Here is an 18,042-nt window from a genome sequence, read left to right as displayed (position 1 = left end):
TTAGTCCGAATTATCTGTCAATTTACCATGGCAAATCAGGGGCCGGTCAACTTTTGCTCTAGCGCAGGTGGTCAACTTTTGTGTTGACGAAACCAGTATGGGATAAATTAAGTGAACTACGTTATGGCCAAGATGTTTCTCGTGATTCATCAAACTTTTCGAAAATCTCCTAGCACATCGACATCTACGCAATCGGCTTCCCCCTAAAACGTTTCTAATTCTCAAAAAAAACCTTTTATGGATTCTACGTTTTATTCCAAAAACCTTCTTCTAGCTGCCAAAAAGTTACCCCCTTCAACAATTCTTGATTAAGTTCTCGTTAAATTCCAGGGGGTAGATACGTTGCTAAAACTGGTCGTTCAAGATTGGATAACTCTTTTCTGATAAGCATACATGGTATTTAAAACCATAAAAAAAGACCCTAGTATTCATTACGATGAGAATACTAGGGTCTTTCTTTCTACTCTTAAAGGAACCTCGATATGAAATTAGAAACCGGTATAAGACTAGACCTTCTTTAACACCTAAGATAATCCCCTTTTCATCGGGTCATCCACTGTAACCTACATCTGCGTCGAACGCCTCGTGGAGAAGGCTCTCAGTTTCAATCCCCTTTTCATCGGGTCATCCACTGTAACACAGCCCCAACAACTCCTGCTCCCCAAGATCCACCAGTTTCAATCCCCTTTTCATCGGGTCATCCACTGTAACTAATCCCAGTACTGTCATCGCTACCGCTCCTTTCGAGTTTCAATCCCCTTTTCATCGGGTCATCCACTGTAACTGAAAGGAAATATGATCGCTGAACATGCAGTAAGGCTGTTTCAATCCCCTTTTCATCGGGTCATCCACTGTAACCCTAAAGATGCTTCCCAAGGAGCGCAATATTGCAGGTTTCAATCCCCTTTTCATCGGGTCATCCACTGTAACCGCCGACGCGAATCGGGAAGCGCTTGACTTTAATCACAGTTTCAATCCCCTTTTCATCGGGTCATCCACTGTAACTGTCGCCAACAACGGGCGCGCCGGCCAAGACAACGGGTTTCAATCCCCTTTTCATCGGGTCATCCACTGTAACATTCGCAACCCTGTAAGCGCGTTGCTCCCTGCGGATAGTTTCAATCCCCTTTTCATCGGGTCATCCACTGTAACGCGACGGTGATAAAAACACTGAATGGAGTCCTGAACGTTTCAATCCCCTTTTCATCGGGTCATCCACTGTAACTGGATGCGAACATAAAGTAACTGCCAAAGGATTGTGTGTTTCAATCCCCTTTTCATCGGGTCATCCACTGTAACGTTACAGCGCCGGTCGTGCTGTTAATCGTATATGTCGGTTTCAATCCCCTTTTCATCGGGTCATCCACTGTAACCACGCCCGGCGCCACACTCGCCTTGATGCGATCACTCGTTTCAATCCCCTTTTCATCGGGTCATCCACTGTAACAAAACGGCAAAGACTTGTACGACCAATCGATCGTAAGTTTCAATCCCCTTTTCATCGGGTCATCCACTGTAACTTGGGAACTGGATCCCCGTTATCTTGCCTTTGCTTCGTTTCAATCCCCTTTTCATCGGGTCATCCACTGTAACGCTCTAGGATTCGTCGGGACACCGAGAAAAAAGAGAGTTTCAATCCCCTTTTCATCGGGTCATCCACTGTAACTTTCTCCCGTTTGCGAATCCCGCCGAGGTTTTCCAGTTTCAATCCCCTTTTCATCGGGTCATCCACTGTAACTCCACACGGAGAAGGATAAGCTGACGAATCAAGATTGTTTCAATCCCCTTTTCATCGGGTCATCCACTGTAACCATGGTAGTAAAAAAGGTAGATTTGTATGATAGAAGTTTCAATCCCCTTTTCATCGGGTCATCCACTGTAACCCAGTGTATAGTCAGGCTTTAACCCGAGTTCCGCCCGTTTCAATCCCCTTTTCATCGGGTCATCCACTGTAACGGCAATCCGGGCCTCTTGGGCGGCAGCACGGCAATGTTTCAATCCCCTTTTCATCGGGTCATCCACTGTAACCCGGTTGGGAGCTTGTGGCTGTCCTAGCATGGAAAGGTTTCAATCCCCTTTTCATCGGGTCATCCACTGTAACAAACGAAAACATTCGCCCGATCAAGGGGCGCAACCAAGTTTCAATCCCCTTTTCATCGGGTCATCCACTGTAACATTGGAGACGTTCATGGATCAGTTCATATTCTTCTTGTTTCAATCCCCTTTTCATCGGGTCATCCACTGTAACGATACCAACGAACGTGAACGTCAACAACTTCGCGATGTTTCAATCCCCTTTTCATCGGGTCATCCACTGTAACTTACCTACGGAAATAATCACAGTACAGGGCTTTGCGAGTTTCAATCCCCTTTTCATCGGGTCATCCACTGTAACCCAATACCTACCGACCGCTGCAACAAGCATTCAACAAGTTTCAATCCCCTTTTCATCGGGTCATCCACTGTAACGCTTCTTGCTTATTCATCGCAATCCGGGTAATCCGGTTTCAATCCCCTTTTCATCGGGTCATCCACTGTAACGTCAGTGGGACAAACCCCCAAATACCCCTTCTGGGCACGTTTCAATCCCCTTTTCATCGGGTCATCCACTGTAACTTCATCGACAAGATAAAATACAGTTAATTTATTATCGTTTCAATCCCCTTTTCATCGGGTCATCCACTGTAACTTGACAAAAGATATTCATACTGATTTTCATAAAAAATAGTTTCAATCCCCTTTTCATCGGGTCATCCACTGTAACGGGAATTGATGAATTTCATCTTTGAATATCCAACAGTTTCAATCCCCTTTTCATCGGGTCATCCACTGTAACAGAAAGGGCGGCAATGGCAATCAAGAAATCCCCTTGTTTCAATCCCCTTTTCATCGGGTCATCCACTGTAACAATACTCGGTGCCATTGATGAAGAAGGCGTTTGTTGGTTTCAATCCCCTTTTCATCGGGTCATCCACTGTAACAAGTATGTTGAGGAAAAAGGCTTGGAGTATATGGAAGTTTCAATCCCCTTTTCATCGGGTCATCCACTGTAACCGTACTCGCTCCACCCCGGCCACATCCCGCACCCCGTGTTTCAATCCCCTTTTCATCGGGTCATCCACTGTAACTCCACGGCGCGCTGATGGACGAGATCCATGCCTGGAGTTTCAATCCCCTTTTCATCGGGTCATCCACTGTAACCAATCACATTAAAGTTAGGCAGTTATCGTATTCAAGAGTTTCAATCCCCTTTTCATCGGGTCATCCACTGTAACGCGGAGCAAGCACTGGCCAACCAGGTGATACTGGAAAGTTTCAATCCCCTTTTCATCGGGTCATCCACTGTAACTCGCCGCGATCGTAGCTGATCACAAATTCATCATTCTGTTTCAATCCCCTTTTCATCGGGTCATCCACTGTAACCGACAAAGGTCGACAGCGGCGCAACAAACCTTCGTTGTTTCAATCCCCTTTTCATCGGGTCATCCACTGTAACGCAGCATACTTCCCGCCTCCAAGTACAATCACACCATTGTTTCAATCCCCTTTTCATCGGGTCATCCACTGTAACTAGGCACGCTTGAAGGCGCGCATCCGGTTTAGGTTCGTTTCAATCCCCTTTTCATCGGGTCATCCACTGTAACCGCAACTGTACTCAAACAAAAAACCCAGCAAAATCAAGGCTTTCCGGCTTTACTGCACCGTCCAAATACCGACGATTTTTCGCAAGGCATCAAACCGTTAAAAAACCGCCATCCCTTGCGAAAATGCTAGAATCATCCAGCTGGAATCCAGCCTTGCTATCCCTCGTCGTATCCCTAACTGGGGATTCAAATAAGCTCACGTCAATATTCTACCCATTCCATACCTAAACATCAATCCCTCCCCTTTCCTTGTTCATTTCCCCACAACGGCAATTCGCATACGTCCCATGCCAAAGACGGTTCCTTTCCCGACATGAATCCATTCACCTAGCCGTAAAAAGGGCAAAAACTCGTAGCCAATACGGCTAAAAGAGGGGTTCCGCAGAAGAGTTATTTAATACAATTCAGCCCTTCATTGATTGCCGCCAGAATCGGCCGAACATTACGTTCCAAATTCAAATCCCGCTCTTGCAAAGCCTTTATATACAAGCGAATATCCCTGCTCACGATGTCTAATTTTTTGGGATCGGGCTGGTGTATTTTAATGGCATTGGCCACTCGCTCTAAGGCATCCGTATAATCTTCCATGAGCATAGCCGCTTCTGCTAACGTAATATCAACCCACCAATGGCGTCCCCGTAAATGATTATATTCATGGAGTATGTATGCAGCTACATCGGAGGGTTCCAGCGGATCCAACATAGCAGAAAGATAAGCAAAATTAATCAAAGGATAATAGGCATGCTCCCCGGCCCGACGTGAAGCAAATTGATATAAGTAACGGGCATGTTTTAATGCCTTGTATTTTTCAATATCGTCTTCAATGTCATACCAAGAAGATACGCCATCTTCCAATGGAGCTAGTGCTTTTTTCTTAATCTGATCGGCAAGTAAACAAATGGGCTCAAAATTAGCGGTATCTCTATCCATTAGCCGCAAAGCGAGTTGGGCCGCTTCATCATACCTACCTAAATGAGATAGACAGGTGATGCGAACTTCTGCCATCTTGCCTTCATAAGGACGAACGGTACAGTCAAATACTTTTTCTACGCTGCTCTCTACTGCGTCTGCACAGGCCAGGGCATTCAAATAATCGCCGGAATTCATTAACTTATTAGCATAGCAAACTAATTCAAAGGCACTCTTATTCTCGATAAATTTACCGATCTGCGCCGTATCGATTTCCACAATCGAAGGTACGTCTTCAGCAAAAAATCGGGGGATCAGCGTTTGCTTTAATTCCTTTTCAAAGTACCGAATATCATCGCGCAATCTATATAACCGCTCTTTCGGCGACTCTTTTCCCATCGCCACTTCTTCGTGGCGGCGCATCCAATAGAGATCGATTGTGCCTGCATCTTTGGGTAATTTAATCGATTCCAACCGATCATAGCGCAAATGCGGACACATAATAATGAGTTGATCATAGGCATCTTTAGATATAAAAATCTCACCGGGTAAGGTGACCGGTTCAATTCGAGCTGTCAAATTTATGTTTTCTCCAACGGCATTCGTACGCCCTAAAATCGGGTCGTTGAAAACCGAAACTTCACCATAATGCAAACTAATTCGTGGGCGGATAGTGATGTCTTCCTTTTCAAAAAAATCACGGTATTGCAGGGTAAATTCAGTGGCCTCTTTCGCCGATTCAAATACTGTAAACAATGCATCTCCCCAAGTGTTATAGACTATGGCCTTTTTTATTAAACCGCCCAAAACTTCACCTAACTTAGGCAACAGGATTTCATGATATTTTTTCAATTCCTCAGGATTCAGAGACGAAAAGCCCTTTAAGTCAGAAAACGCGATATACCCAAATATTAACTGTTCTTTAATAGGAATCACCTCATCTTCTCATCGATTAGATTTTTGCTCCAACTCAACTGTCAACTCCCACTCCCCGTCAATGATATCTGGTGAATGAGTGGCTAATACTACGGAAATACCGTTCAAGCGATGTATCTGATACAAGTCATCGAGAAACTCTCCTTGCCAAGCGATGTGCAGCGATAGTTCCGGCTCATCAATTAAGACGAGTTCATTGGGCTCCTCCCGGAAAAGCAGTTGATAATAGAGGACAAGCAGGTGCTGTTCGCCCGAAGAGAGGCTGTCTACCGGCAAGAATTGACCAGAGTTACTCTTTTGAATGACGAAGCCTTTCTCCCGATCGATAACTAATTCCTTATGCTGAAACTTGGAGTTCACTAAAGCCAGGAACATATTTAAGCGTCGTTCCAGGTCATAGAAAACCGCCAGTTTCTTCTCCATGTCTTCTATATATAAATTGAGAACACGACAAGTGAATTCATCAAGGGCTACTTTACCGATCGGCGGACCTGCATCGGCTGTGTCCAACAGGCCTACATGGGCCAATCGCGCACGCTGATGGGCTAAATCATTCAATTTGTTTTCCAAGTAATCTTGCGACCATGAACTGTCATGCATTTCTTTCGATGCCTCAGTAACAAGACGACTGGGGAAGGAGCGATCCAACGCTTGATTGATATCGGCTGAAGCTGCAAGCTTGGCCCGAAAGGTTTTGACCAGTTGCTCAGAAAAATAACGCACTGCCGGCACTAACCGCTCTGCTCCGTGAATTTCGCTTTTCAACTCATAGGGCGCTTTTAAAAGCCGATGGGCACTGATAAAGTGAACAGGCAATTGACGACGGATCTTCTTCAACCAATCCGGCCAGTCATATTCGGCCGCCATGGGAAGGCGATTTCCATACTTTTTGAGCACATCTTTATAATCGAGATATTCACCCGTCTCTCTATGCTCCCAAAGCTCAGGACCGACTCTTTCCAGGAAAGGTAATTGATCATCAACCAGCCCTAAGGGATAATTCCAGCTTACTTTATGTTCAGGCTTAAACTCATATGGAGTCCCTTGTGCATCAAGGAACTCATAATAGATATTTTTCAGTCCCTGTTCTCCGATTTTCATCGGTTCCTTACGTTCTTTACAAACACAAAGTCGTGAGCCATCCGAAAATAAGAACCCAAGTTTCTCAAACTGGATTTTTTGTAGCTCAAAAAAACGGCCGTTCAGTGCTCCATCGATCAACCGCAGCAGCGTCGTCTTTCCGAGTCCATTGGGTGCATGAATGACGGTAATCCCCGACTCATGAAGCGGAACTTCGTAATTATGTTCGCCGAAAAGGCCTTCAACCCATAGGTTTTGAATCTTCATATGAAACCCTAGCCACCTTCATCGTTAAATTCGCTATTTCAAACGGCTTCTTTTGCTTGGCCGACACGTATCAGAAATCTGCGCTTTTCCTCATCCCAACGCAGTAAATTTTGGTACAGCTCCGTCTGCGCAAAATTATGAATCGTATAGGCGAGACGCAAATCGCTTTCTAATGCTGCTTCACGCAAATGACGGGCGTTATAAGAACCGAAAATACTCTTCAAGCCGATTAACAATATTTTTACAGCATCATGACCACAACATATTAGCCAGGGGCAAATCCCCTTTTGCATCATCTTCGCTTTCCAATTGGAAAAATTTATTTCAGACACATATCCTGGCCGATAGCTGTTCTCCCGAACCGCTTGAATCATTTTGGTTGTATCCACAGATAAGTCTTCTGAAGAAACAAAGGCAGAAAAGTCAAGGCCATCGAAACGCAAAGAAAGCTCTTCCTCACGGGAATACCAACGGAGATATCCCACTTGAAGAGCGGCCTCTTTGACAAGTTGGCTAACAATATTTCCTGTTTGTTTTTCGATGATTGCGATTTTTTCTTGGTCACCGTATTCAATTAAGATACTGTTCAAAGCGGGGGAATTTAAGAGCATTATTTCCTGATCATGACCATCTGTATAGAAAAGATTCGTTCGCTTGTTATACGCTTTTTCTTCAAAATCATAATCCAAGTCAACAACAGCTACCGCATCGATGCCTTTTACTTTTTCCAGTGTGTCGACGGCTTGAAGGACACTGCTTTTGCTCTCCCCGATTACAAAGTGACAGCTTTGGCCATCCACAAACTTTCTATAAAAGCGTGAGTCCGTAACCCCTTCAACCAGAAAAAATAATTTATTTGGATGTTGAGATCGCAAAAGGATCACTTTTGTGCATATCCGCTCTTTTTTTAGATGTTGGCGCAAAAAGAACCCCCCTATAGTAAAATAATTTCATTTATTTTCTACAAAAACAGGGGGATTCCTCCCTTTTCTCATTCACAGGGAATTACAATTCACTTAAAATATAAGCAAAAGCCTCCAATGCTCTTTCCATGGAAGCCGCTTTCGTGAAAGTCTGACGAAGTAAGCCACTGTGACATACCGTGACATACTTTGTTACAAACATTGGTAGGGGCAAGGACTATTTATGTATCAATCGGGAGGGATCCATCGTGTACATGTATTTTTTCAAAGATATCTATGATAATCCGGGCCTTCATGTCGATGACATATCTAAAAAGTATCCCCTTGTCATTAAAAACGTCCTCAAGAAATACCACGATGCCTTTCACTATAATGAACAGGAAAAGACCCTTGTTTTGAACGAAAAAGGGCAAGAAATCGCGAAGATTATCGATAAATACCCTGGAATGCATCCCTATTATTGCGAAATATACGTAGATACCATGATCGATCCAGAGGTCAAACGGGAAATCGTCTTTATACAAAACTTCTACCTCAACTGGTCTGGAAGTTTTTTGCACCTGCTTGGTGATGACCTAATGGATGCCGGCTTGTTAAATTCATGTACCCTTTATTGCTACATGTCTTCGATATCAGACAAGCTTAACTGGTTAGCCTACAGTTTGTTGTACGGACAATATGATACGGTGAATCAAGAATTAAAAACCATCTTGGAAAATCTTTATTACTATTATACGTTGGACGTAAACTACCCTCATCTCCCTGTAAAGGACAAGCTTACAAAGGTAAGGAAACTAATAAACACAGACTCCTCTGGCAACCAGATTTCCAGCAAACCCTTGTTAACTGTAAGCGATATGGATTCCTGGAAAAACTACGATAGTATTTATAAAACCCTATGCCAAATGGTATCTGAAGCAACGATCGAAAAAAACATGCTAGTAGCCGCGCAAGGTTTTCCCGACCTGTTAGAAGCTTCTTATGACAGGGATTCCTTAAAAAACTGTGTGAAGGTGTGGCACAGCATCGCTCACCTGGCCGCACTCTTTTCTTATGATTTGTTTTTGAAAAACAATAAAGAAACCACGCAGTTTTCTCCGTTCATTTTTCAACTCACATTCAGGTACTAAAAAGTAAAAGGGGCTTCCAATGAATTGGAAGTCCCTTTCCTTTTGCAGTTCTTCAATCCCCTATCCATCGGGTCATCTACTGCAACGTGCGCCGTCAGGAAATAATTACTTTGTAGATTACATAAAGTTTCAATCCCCTATCCATCGGGTCATCTACTGCAACGGGAGTTCTGAATGATTGGTGAGACTAATTTAGTGCCCCATCAGAGAACGTTAGCCTAGAAAAATTAGTGGGAATAATTAACATTTAAAGGAATTTAGCATCCCTCTGCCGAAAGGAATGGGTGGAGGCGATGGCCATGTGTGTATACGTACGGGAACTAACCCAAGAAGAAGGAAATAAGCTACTGCATCTTACTCGCCGAGGCTCTACATCGTTTGCGATGCGGCGTGCCTTGATTCTGCTTGCCTCGGCGCAAAAAATGAAAGTGCCTGAAATCGCTCGATCCTATCAGTGTGGCGAAGATCATGTTCGCGATGTACTTCATCAATTTAATAAAATCGGATGGGATTCATTAAAACCTAACTACGGCGGCGGGCGTAAACCGACATTTACCGAGGAACAACGGAGTATGATCATCCAACTTGCTCAAATGCCGCCTCGTGCTGCGGGTATGCCATTCACCCAATGGTCCTTAAGCAAGCTGGCCAACGCTGCTGTGCAAAAAGGCATTGTGAAGACCATCACTGCCGAAACCGTACGTGTCATTCTTGATAAGGCCAATATCACCTATCAGAACACGAAAACATGGAAAAGTTCGAAAGATCCTGAGTTTGAGGTTAAAAAAAACGCATCGAATCGCTCTACCAAACGCCACCCACCGACGGACGTGTAGTTTGCGTGGACGAATTTGGTCCACTGGAGATCCGACCATATCCCGGCAAAGGCTGGTTTCCAAAAGGAAAACCCCAGCGCCGTCGCGCCGATTACAGTCGAACGCACGGGGTTCGACATCTTTTGGCTGCCTATGATCTCAAGGGTGATAAGCTTTATGGGCATAATCACTTACGAAAAACCAGTAAAGAGTTTCTTGCGTTCCTCAAGGTACTACGACGTCGGTTTCATCGTTCCGAACGGTTGTATATCATTCTTGATAACTTTTCGCCCCACAAAACGAAGCTTGTTCGTGAATGGGCCGAGCAAAACAACGTGGAACTTGTCTTTACACCAACCTACTCATCGTGGCTCAATCGGATCGAGTGCCACTTTGCGCCCTTACGGCATTTTGTGCTGTCGGGCTCGGATTATCCTGATCATGCAGCGTTAGCTGATGCGATTCAATCCTACCTACGCTGGCGAAATAAAAATGCCAAATCTCAAGAGATTTTACGCCTTCAAAAACGGGTAAAAGTTGCCTGATGGGGCATTAGTTCGTTTCAATCCCCTATCCATCGGGTCATCTACTGCAACATCAAGCCTTAATCGATCATGCCTTAGCAAAGCGATTGTTTCAATCCCCTATCCATCGGGTCATCTACTGCAACATCGCGATCGATCACATACGTTTGTGGGAAGCCTTGGGGTTTCAATCCCCTATCCATCGGGTCATCTACTGCAACATGACAACGACTTTGGCAAAGAGGCAGTCCACTATCAGTTTCAATCCCCTATCCATCGGGTCATCTACTGCAACGAAGTCGTTCAGCCAAGCAAGGCAGGAAAGTAAAGGTTTCAATCCCCTATCCATCGGGTCATCTACTGCAACTTGACTTAGCCGAGCAAGGCGAGATACAGCAGCGCAAGTTTCAATCCCCTATCCATCGGGTCATCTACTGCAACTGGTTGAGTGGTGACGATGCTCGGTGCATCAAGCAGTTTCAATCCCCTATCCATCGGGTCATCTACTGCAACGTACAATCGGCCATCGTGTTCATAGTGAACCAAGCGACGTTTCAATCCCCTATCCATCGGGTCATCTACTGCAACAAAACATATGCTCAAGTCCCGGCGGCGCTCAAAGAAGGTTTCAATCCCCTATCCATCGGGTCATCTACTGCAACCCAAAACCCCGCTGCACCACAATCTTCCCCGGTAAAAAGTTTCAATCCCCTATCCATCGGGTCATCTACTGCAACTTGTTGACGGTGACGGTGATTCCCTTGTCGGTCTCCGTTTCAATCCCCTATCCATCGGGTCATCTACTGCAACGGCATTAGCGCTTCTCGAAGCGGCAGGGCACAAAGGTTTCAATCCCCTATCCATCGGGTCATCTACTGCAACGAAGGCGATTTAATTTCGCTTGCAAAAGTTGATACTAGGTTTCAATCCCCTATCCATCGGGTCATCTACTGCAACTGTTCACGCATGTTTGCTAGCTGAGTGAGATTCATGTTTCAATCCCCTATCCATCGGGTCATCTACTGCAACTTTTAACGTCTTTGAACTTACCTCGTTGAACAAGATAGTTTCAATCCCCTATCCATCGGGTCATCTACTGCAACCCATTCTACTGTTGGGGCTACTAACCCCATGCAGTATGTTTCAATCCCCTATCCATCGGGTCATCTACTGCAACAAGAACATATTATACCCGCCAAAGGAATCCCTTGCCCAGTTTCAATCCCCTATCCATCGGGTCATCTACTGCAACTGTCACTTATCTGAATCAAATATCATAGGGGGTGATTGTTTCAATCCCCTATCCATCGGGTCATCTACTGCAACAGCTTGCGGTTACCGTCGTCCCGATGGTCAATTCCAACTGTTTCAATCCCCTATCCATCGGGTCATCTACTGCAACATCGACAAAGAAGCAGCTTCCCACGTTTAGCGATCGTTTCAATCCCCTATCCATCGGGTCATCTACTGCAACCTCTTCTTTTCCATGTTTTTAGTATCTTACTTAATTCGTTTCAATCCCCTATCCATCGGGTCATCTACTGCAACCATCCATCGAAACGCCGCTGCCAACCGTGACAACCAGTTTCAATCCCCTATCCATCGGGTCATCTACTGCAACGAAATGGCAGTTTACCGAAGAATCAACATCACATTCGTTTCAATCCCCTATCCATCGGGTCATCTACTGCAACGCAACCGATCCCTCCGCCAAACCCCAGCTAAATCAAGGCTTCCCCGACCTTCCCCCTCACCAAAAAACCAATCATTTTTCGCAACACCCCAAACCGCTTCAAAACCACCATCTCTTGCGAAAATGCCAAGATACTCCACTATCAAACCGTATCCGCGGGCACCAACCCCACCCCAGTAAAAAGAAAAGCAACCGTATCACTATTTTACCTACTCCTCCCATAAACATCAAGCTGCCCCATTACACATTATCGACAAAATTCACGCTTCCCCTCCCTTACACCGCCCCGCATAGGGACAATCTTTCTGGCACTCCTTCGCCATCCCCGGATCCAGTTCCTCCGCCACCAGCCGCGCCTTCGTATCCCGCGCCTCAATAAACCACTGCCGCAGTTCATCATTGATCAAATGAATATCCCGCTGCACCCGCACCCGATCGCCGGCAAAGCTCACATACACCACACAACCCACATTGACCGGAAACTCATACATCGCTTCCATCGCCAGCGCATAGCCCGTCGTTGCCAACCGGTGAAAAGGCCGCGGCTCCCCAAACTTAAGATCCACAATCATCGATTCACCCATCTGATAAGCATCCGTACTCAAATGGGCACTGAGCCCCAGAAAACTTCCATCCAGCTTATGTTCTACAACCACCGGCACCGTCAACGCCGCCAGCGAATCAACGCCGATATAGGGCTGCTTCACCAGCACCTCCTGCATCCGCGCCACAATCCGCCCCCGCTCAAACGCCAACAGCAGCTTCATCTTGTCCAGCACCTGCGCTCGCGTTTCTTCATCGAGCGTTTTTCCCGCTTGCTTGGTCTTCTCATCCAAAAGTTCGTTTAAGCCTAATTCATTGATCTCACGTAAAATTTCCGGATAAGCATCGACCCCATACTTGTAGATCCGCCGCTTTGTCTCCACCATCATCCCGGCCACCAGCGCATGAAAAAGCCGCCCTTGCACCATCGCCTTATTGGGTGCCGCTTTTACCCGCTCCACCCGCCGCCAGTACAAGTCCCGGGCTGAATCACAGTAGCCGTTGGCCACCTCATAAACCGCCAGCGAACATTCATAGATCGGCGATAAGGGCGGCTGATTCCAGTTCCACCCCCGCAGTTCCTCGGCCACCCCTTCTCGCCGCGCCCTTGGTAAAAAATAGCGCAGCAACCGCTTTTGCTCCTCCGACGTCCAAAAATACAACCCTGCTCATCCCTTCTGTTACACCACATCTCCACAATATCGCCGGTACTCACAGTCCAAACACTGCTTTCCCCGCCGCGGCACTTCGGGCAACGACTCCGCCCAGATCATGGCACGAATTTTGCCCAAAATCCCCTTCACATGATCCCGCATGGCCTCCGTAATTTCCACGGGAATCGTCCGTTCCCGTCCCTTCGTGCCTGGTTCATCCCGAAACGGACTGACCAGCTTAAAATATCCGCGCCGCACCGACCGTTGATAATGCTCCTCCAAAAGCATGGCATAGGCCGTTAACTGATACTTGTGATTCAGCCCTGGCCCCCGTGATGTTGCCTTGAATTCCACCGGAAATATATCTTTTCCATGCACCAAATGTTCATCCAGCTTGCCTTCCAACCCCAGCCGCATCGAGCAAAGGTACGTATGAAAAAACCGTTCTCCCTGCTTCCATTCCGGAAAAACATCCCCACGCGGCTTTTCTTCCCGGCGTAGCGACCTCTGAGCATCGTGCTCCCGTTGACCAGGCACACGATAGGCGGCAAAAGTACGCCGCTTTTCCAGTTCATCCAGCCGATCATGAGACTCTCGCCCGTAGGCCATTTTCCGCGTCATCTTTTTTGCGACCGGCAAGACATAGGTAAAATAGGGGATTCGCGGGCAATAGACATATTGCTTGATGTCGGTTACCTTCAGCATCATCTTCTTCACCCCTTATTCCTGTGCTCATTGTCCAATGCCTACTGCCTATGCCTAATACCAATGCCCATTGTCTAATCCCTACTGCCTATGCCCAATACCTAATGCGCATTGTCTAATCCCTACTGCCTATGCCCAATACCAATGTCCATTGTCCAATATCCAATGCCCGGCATCTAATACCAAGCATCAAATTCCTAGCTTCTTTCCCGCATCATCCATTTTCTTCATTGCCGGCACCGTCCATCAATAATTCCGGCCGGTTGATCACCTGCGATGCCAACCGTAAATCCTTATCGCATATGGGAAACAAATAAATCTTACCCACCGTTGTCCCGAGAATCCGTCGTAGCCGTTGCCGCAGCTCCTCACGCCGGTTGGTATTAAGCTCGCCGAAAAAGGCACTGTACTGGATATGTTGCAGCCCATAATCCTTACAAGCATTGAGCACTTTCGTCCGCACTTTGTCCACTTCAATGTCATAGATCACCAGCGTTTTCACAGCCCACTACCAACTGCAAACAAAAGGTTTATACGTATTTTCACCCCGTAAAAAAGCCGCCATTCGCCGCGCTTGCCTCAAAATGATCGCCCGTAACGGGAACTTTTTCCGGTCGAAGCGTTCGGTGCTATTCAAGCGTTCCTCTATCCGCTCAACCAACAAGCGCTTGGTCGTATCGGCCAACAATTCCCCCGCCATGTCCATCGCTGTTCCTTGCGTCACCAGCGCAATGACGACCCGGTCGACCACCGGCTGGCGGAATTCTTCAATCAAGTCATAGACCAAACTCATCTTCCCCGGGCGATCGACATGCATAAACCCGCCATAAGGATCCAGCCCTGACTGTAAAATCGCCGCCTGCACCCGCGCTTCTAACACGGCATAGCCGTAATTGAGCAATGAGTTCACAGGATCTGTGGCCCCTCGGTTGATCCGTCCCGGAAAACTTACCTTATCCCCGAGCAGATACTTTACGCCTTCCCAGTAAGCATGGGCCGTCCGACCTTCCACTGATAGAAGTTGCCCACGAATATCATCGATCATTGTCCCTTCAATGGTCTTGAGTTCATCGACTGTTTTTTCCATTGCGGCGCACACGTTCGTGATCATGTCATACACTTCGCGCCTTGCTGTTTTGCGATATTTCGCAAAATACTTAAGCCCATTGATCTGATTGCGCATCTTCCCGGTGACAAAAGCCTTGGCCAGCATGACACTCCGCTCATCCCTATAAGCCTGTAGCTGTTCCCGCCGGGTTTTGACAGTCGCCAATACTCCCGGTGTGAACATTGTGGCATAAGGAATACCTCGGAAATCCAGGAGATTGATCACGATGCCATGCTTGACACATTCTTCGATCACATCGGTACTCAGCGAAACGCCGGACGACATGGCGGTGATCTGTTCGATTTGAAAAAAAGGATACTCTTCGGTCACTTGACCCTTTTCTTTGACAACCAGACGCTCACTCTTTTTTCCTACGCTGGAGCCGAAACTGTTGATGAGCAAATGCTTTTTGCCTGTTTCTCCGGCTTCATCGATGATCATCTGTAAATCAAGATCAATTGGCAAACGATCGCCTCCCTACAATGTGAGAACTTTATAAACCATTCATTTAGCCAAATCCAAAATAACCCATACAATTACTTTTATTGCCGATAATGCTTAGGGATAAACATTCCCAAAAATAAAAAAACCCATGCATCAGGCGCTCCCTGTGCATGGGTTTTTCTATGGACGCTAGTTATCGGGTCATTCACTGCAACTTATCATACACCTTGGCATTGTAGCGGTACTCCCAAGTTTCAATTCCCTATCCATCGGGGCATTCACTGCAACGCGACCATAACCAAATAAAGAACCCAGCAAAATCAAGGCTTTCCGGCATTACTTCGCCATTAAAAAACCGGCTATTTTTCGCAAGGCATCAAACCGTTGAAAAACCGCTATCTTTTGCAAAAATGGAATGAGAATCCAAATCGTAGTCCCTGCTGTTGCTCTCTAGAGAACATAAACCATCATTAATATTTTACCCATTCCATCCGTGAAGTGATAATTCGGCCTACCGTCAGAAAAATCATCGCAAAAAAATCGTTCCGTCACTTCTTCCTCTTGACCGTTTCAACGCTAGATGTACATATCAATCCAAAATTGCGCCCTCATCCTTTAATTTTCGACGCGGATCATTTTCACGCCGACGGCGATCGTCTTCTGCTAGTTCAATAATTAAATCATCAATAGTAGCACCATCTACCGTAATGCCGCTTTCCCGGCATGCTTCGATAATCGCATATCGGAAAAATTGCGATGACGTAGTTTGTTTTGCCGTTTTCAGCGCTTCAATGAACGGTTCAAGTTTTACAGGTACGGAAATACGAATAAATTTTTTATCATCTGGGATTCCTGGCATGCTCGAAGCCCTCCTTTGGATTTCACAACTAATCATTCTCTATTCTATCTTTTTCCTTATGTGAATTTGGTTGGTTTTTTTTACAATATAAAAGCACCTCATACACATTACCCCTTTTTACACCTCCTTCATGCACTACTCATAACTCACCCGCATGGCACCTAGCCCAAAACTCGTCGCCTTCCCCACATGCGTAAGCTGCCCCCACACAAACAGCGGCAACAACTTCTCCAATCCCGCTCCGCTCAGCACCAACTCCCCCACTAATCCGCCCAGCTTCATCCGGCAATCCTGCCGGCTCGAATACCGTTCCCAATCGACCCATCGGTAGTGATCCACTTCCACGCCAACCGTCTCGGCCAGACGAAGTAGCTCTGGAAAATCTTCGGCCCACGGCTCCTCCCCATAAAAAGCTGCCAACACCGAGATACGCCTTGCCAACCCCCGAACCAGTACACTGGCTGAGATCCGATTCTGCAAATGTTCATCCGCTTTCAGCCGAAGTGGTGTTTCCAAGCGCACCTTCAGTCTCTCCAATCCCGCAAGCGTCTGTACCGCCTGTGCTACCTGCTCCGGCTGAATCGACGGACTACCCGTCAGCGCCCAAGTTTCGCCGTCAAACACTGGATGCTTCTCTTCCGTCAGCGGGTTAATCACCGCTCCATCCACAATCACAGCTTTTCGTCGCTCTTTTCCCAGCCCCTTTTCCACCGCCTGAGTAAGCGCTGCCAATAGATAAGGAAGATACGGTATCACCTTGCCAAACACCGTCAAATCCACATCAAAGCGCTGCCCGGCGTAAAACTGCGTTTTTCCATGGGTTCGCGGCCGCAACACAAAGGGGGCCGGCAAGTCTTGCCCCTTAGCAAAAAAACCTTCCCGCCCTTCCGGCAAAATCGGCCGAAAAAGCAACGTTACCGGGCATACCTGCCGAAAAAAGCACCCCTCACAATCCATATTTTTGCTAGCTGTACAAGCTAATTGGTGCAGCGCCCGTCCTAAGGCCCCCCGCAGAGTCGATCCCGGATAAGGAGGCAGGAGCAACCCCTGTGCTCCTGCCTCAACGGTGATGCGTAAGCACTGACAGCTAAGTTTCGGATGAATAAATGTTGTCATACATGGTATATCCACGAGACGACGCTCCTTTAACACTGGAAAGTACAACAGGCTTGAACACACGATCTTCAAACAGTTTCATGCGCGCCGGCGAATAGCTGTCAAACGTCTCAAAACTTGCCTTTCCGGCCATATCATCCATCAGTTGAATCAGCATGCCCTTCGTGATCACCTGATGCACATGGTCCGGTTGAATCTCATCAAATAAAAATGAATACCCCTCCGGCAACGTTTCAACCATTGTCGCATCCATGAATTGCACAAAACTGCCTCGCTTGCCAAAGTAATTAGTCAGCGAACACAAGCGCATCAATCGCTCCCTGCATGCTGCCGATAACGCCGACACCTCAAAAGCAATTCCCAGCGGCCCTTCCCAATAAACATACTGACGCAGTCCAACCGTTTGCTGGTACGTATCGTCACCGTCTCTTGCTTCTTTCATGATTTTTACAAACTGATTGCTCACTACTATCTTTTGCGGTGTCTTAAAGGCAATCGTCAGTGGTCGTATCCAAGAAAAGTCCTCCTTGCCCCGCCCGTCCCAGCGAAAAGACGCATTGATCAGCGCCATTTTCACCACATAGGGCGTCGGAATCAAATGGCTTTTTCCACCAGAACTCGTGGATGAAGACACCCGCAAGGAAAATAAATTGGATAACTCATAGGTCGACGTAACCCACATAGGGAATCCCT

At 46.6% G+C, this 18,042-nt stretch carries 14 protein-coding genes and 2 CRISPR repeat arrays; of the genes, 3 read left to right on the top strand and 11 right to left on the bottom strand.

Features of this window, described 5'->3' with window-relative positions; translation table 11 throughout:
* Positions 1 to 526: 526 nt before the first annotated feature.
* A CRISPR array of direct repeats spans positions 527 to 3,644; the repeat unit is 37 nt; unit sequence GTTTCAATCCCCTTTTCATCGGGTCATCCACTGTAAC.
* A 253-nt stretch (positions 3,645 to 3,897) separates the two neighbouring features.
* Genes cas6 (EDD73_RS15635) through EDD73_RS12030 form a run of 4 tightly spaced genes read right to left on the bottom strand, consistent with a single transcriptional unit; the run spans position 3,898 to position 7,759 of the window.
* Positions 3,898 to 4,005, bottom strand: a complete 108-nt coding sequence (gene cas6 / locus EDD73_RS15635; protein ID WP_423244904.1) for a CRISPR system precrRNA processing endoribonuclease RAMP protein Cas6 — start codon at positions 4,003 to 4,005, stop codon at positions 3,898 to 3,900.
* Positions 4,006 to 4,034: 29 nt separating this feature from the next.
* Positions 4,035 to 5,489: an adenylate/guanylate cyclase domain-containing protein gene (locus EDD73_RS12040; RefSeq protein ID WP_131920283.1), complete on the bottom strand. Its 1,455-nt coding sequence runs from the start codon at positions 5,487 to 5,489 to the stop codon at positions 4,035 to 4,037.
* Between the two features lie 9 nt (positions 5,490 to 5,498).
* Complete coding sequence (locus EDD73_RS12035) at positions 5,499 to 6,836, bottom strand: AAA family ATPase (protein WP_131920281.1); 1,338 nt, start codon at positions 6,834 to 6,836, stop codon at positions 5,499 to 5,501.
* A 38-nt stretch (positions 6,837 to 6,874) separates the two neighbouring features.
* On the bottom strand, positions 6,875 to 7,759 hold the full coding sequence (locus tag EDD73_RS12030) for a DUF4435 domain-containing protein (protein WP_165876494.1): 885 nt from the start codon (positions 7,757 to 7,759) through the stop codon (positions 6,875 to 6,877).
* A gap of 248 nt (positions 7,760 to 8,007) precedes the next feature.
* On the opposite strand from EDD73_RS12030, the gene EDD73_RS12025 reads away from it, so the two are divergent.
* The 3 genes from EDD73_RS12025 (at position 8,008) to EDD73_RS12015 (ending at position 10,249) form a co-directional block, all read left to right on the top strand.
* A complete protein-coding gene (locus tag EDD73_RS12025) occupies positions 8,008 to 8,889 on the top strand; it encodes a hypothetical protein (protein WP_131920277.1) in 882 nt (293 codons plus the stop codon).
* A gap of 299 nt (positions 8,890 to 9,188) precedes the next feature.
* The gene (locus EDD73_RS12020; RefSeq protein ID WP_165876493.1) at positions 9,189 to 9,725 is read left to right on the top strand and encodes a helix-turn-helix domain-containing protein; all 537 of its coding nucleotides are present in this window, start codon (positions 9,189 to 9,191) and stop codon (positions 9,723 to 9,725) included.
* Positions 9,726 to 9,730: 5 nt separating this feature from the next.
* A complete protein-coding gene (locus EDD73_RS12015; protein ID WP_243116908.1) occupies positions 9,731 to 10,249 on the top strand; it encodes an IS630 family transposase in 519 nt (172 codons plus the stop codon).
* 13 nt (positions 10,250 to 10,262) lie between these two features.
* Positions 10,263 to 11,922: a CRISPR direct-repeat array (repeat unit 37 nt; unit sequence GTTTCAATCCCCTATCCATCGGGTCATCTACTGCAAC).
* A 259-nt stretch (positions 11,923 to 12,181) separates the two neighbouring features.
* Here EDD73_RS12015 and cas4a read toward each other — a convergent pair.
* The 7 genes from cas4a to EDD73_RS11980 all read right to left on the bottom strand — a co-directional run bounded on the left by cas4a (position 12,182) and on the right by EDD73_RS11980 (position 18,031).
* The gene (gene cas4a / locus EDD73_RS12010) at positions 12,182 to 13,126 is read right to left on the bottom strand and encodes a type I-A CRISPR-associated protein Cas4/Csa1 (protein WP_131920271.1); all 945 of its coding nucleotides are present in this window, start codon (positions 13,124 to 13,126) and stop codon (positions 12,182 to 12,184) included.
* Positions 13,127 to 13,144: 18 nt separating this feature from the next.
* On the bottom strand, positions 13,145 to 13,825 hold the full coding sequence (cas4, locus tag EDD73_RS12005) for a CRISPR-associated protein Cas4 (RefSeq protein WP_131920269.1): 681 nt from the start codon (positions 13,823 to 13,825) through the stop codon (positions 13,145 to 13,147).
* Positions 13,826 to 14,036: 211 nt separating this feature from the next.
* On the bottom strand, positions 14,037 to 14,324 hold the full coding sequence (gene cas2 / locus EDD73_RS12000; RefSeq protein WP_131920266.1) for a CRISPR-associated endonuclease Cas2: 288 nt from the start codon (positions 14,322 to 14,324) through the stop codon (positions 14,037 to 14,039).
* 6 nt (positions 14,325 to 14,330) lie between these two features.
* Positions 14,331 to 15,395, bottom strand: a complete 1,065-nt coding sequence (gene cas1, locus EDD73_RS11995; protein WP_243116907.1) for a CRISPR-associated endonuclease Cas1 — start codon at positions 15,393 to 15,395, stop codon at positions 14,331 to 14,333.
* Positions 15,396 to 15,963: 568 nt separating this feature from the next.
* A complete protein-coding gene (locus EDD73_RS11990) occupies positions 15,964 to 16,233 on the bottom strand; it encodes a hypothetical protein (protein WP_131920264.1) in 270 nt (89 codons plus the stop codon).
* A gap of 135 nt (positions 16,234 to 16,368) precedes the next feature.
* Positions 16,369 to 17,364, bottom strand: coding sequence for a CRISPR system precrRNA processing endoribonuclease RAMP protein Cas6 (cas6, locus tag EDD73_RS11985; protein WP_131920262.1), 996 nt, complete (start codon positions 17,362 to 17,364; stop codon positions 16,369 to 16,371).
* Positions 17,321 to 18,031, bottom strand: coding sequence for a hypothetical protein (locus EDD73_RS11980; RefSeq protein ID WP_131920260.1), 711 nt, complete (start codon positions 18,029 to 18,031; stop codon positions 17,321 to 17,323). Before EDD73_RS11980 ends, cas6 (EDD73_RS11985) begins: the two co-directional genes overlap by 44 nt.
* Positions 18,032 to 18,042: the final 11 nt, after the last annotated feature.

Origin of the sequence: Heliophilum fasciatum, from assembly GCF_004341395.1 — a bacterium.
Lineage (GTDB): Bacteria > Bacillota > Desulfitobacteriia > Heliobacteriales > Heliobacteriaceae > Heliophilum > Heliophilum fasciatum.
This window is presented reverse-complemented; position numbering and strand designations above follow the sequence as displayed.

Excerpts from the sequence above, each read along its gene's own strand:
- EDD73_RS12035 (WP_131920281.1), bottom strand. The coding sequence starts at position 6,836 with ATGAAGATTCAAAACCTATGGGTTGAAGGCCTTTTCGGCGAACATAAT.
- EDD73_RS12020 (WP_165876493.1), top strand. The coding sequence starts at position 9,189 with ATGTGTGTATACGTACGGGAACTAACCCAAGAAGAAGGAAATAAGCTA.
- cas4 (WP_131920269.1), bottom strand. The coding sequence starts at position 13,825 with ATGATGCTGAAGGTAACCGACATCAAGCAATATGTCTATTGCCCGCGA.
- EDD73_RS11990 (WP_131920264.1), bottom strand. The coding sequence starts at position 16,233 with ATGCCAGGAATCCCAGATGATAAAAAATTTATTCGTATTTCCGTACCT.
- EDD73_RS11980 (WP_131920260.1), bottom strand. The coding sequence starts at position 18,031 with ATGTGGGTTACGTCGACCTATGAGTTATCCAATTTATTTTCCTTGCGG.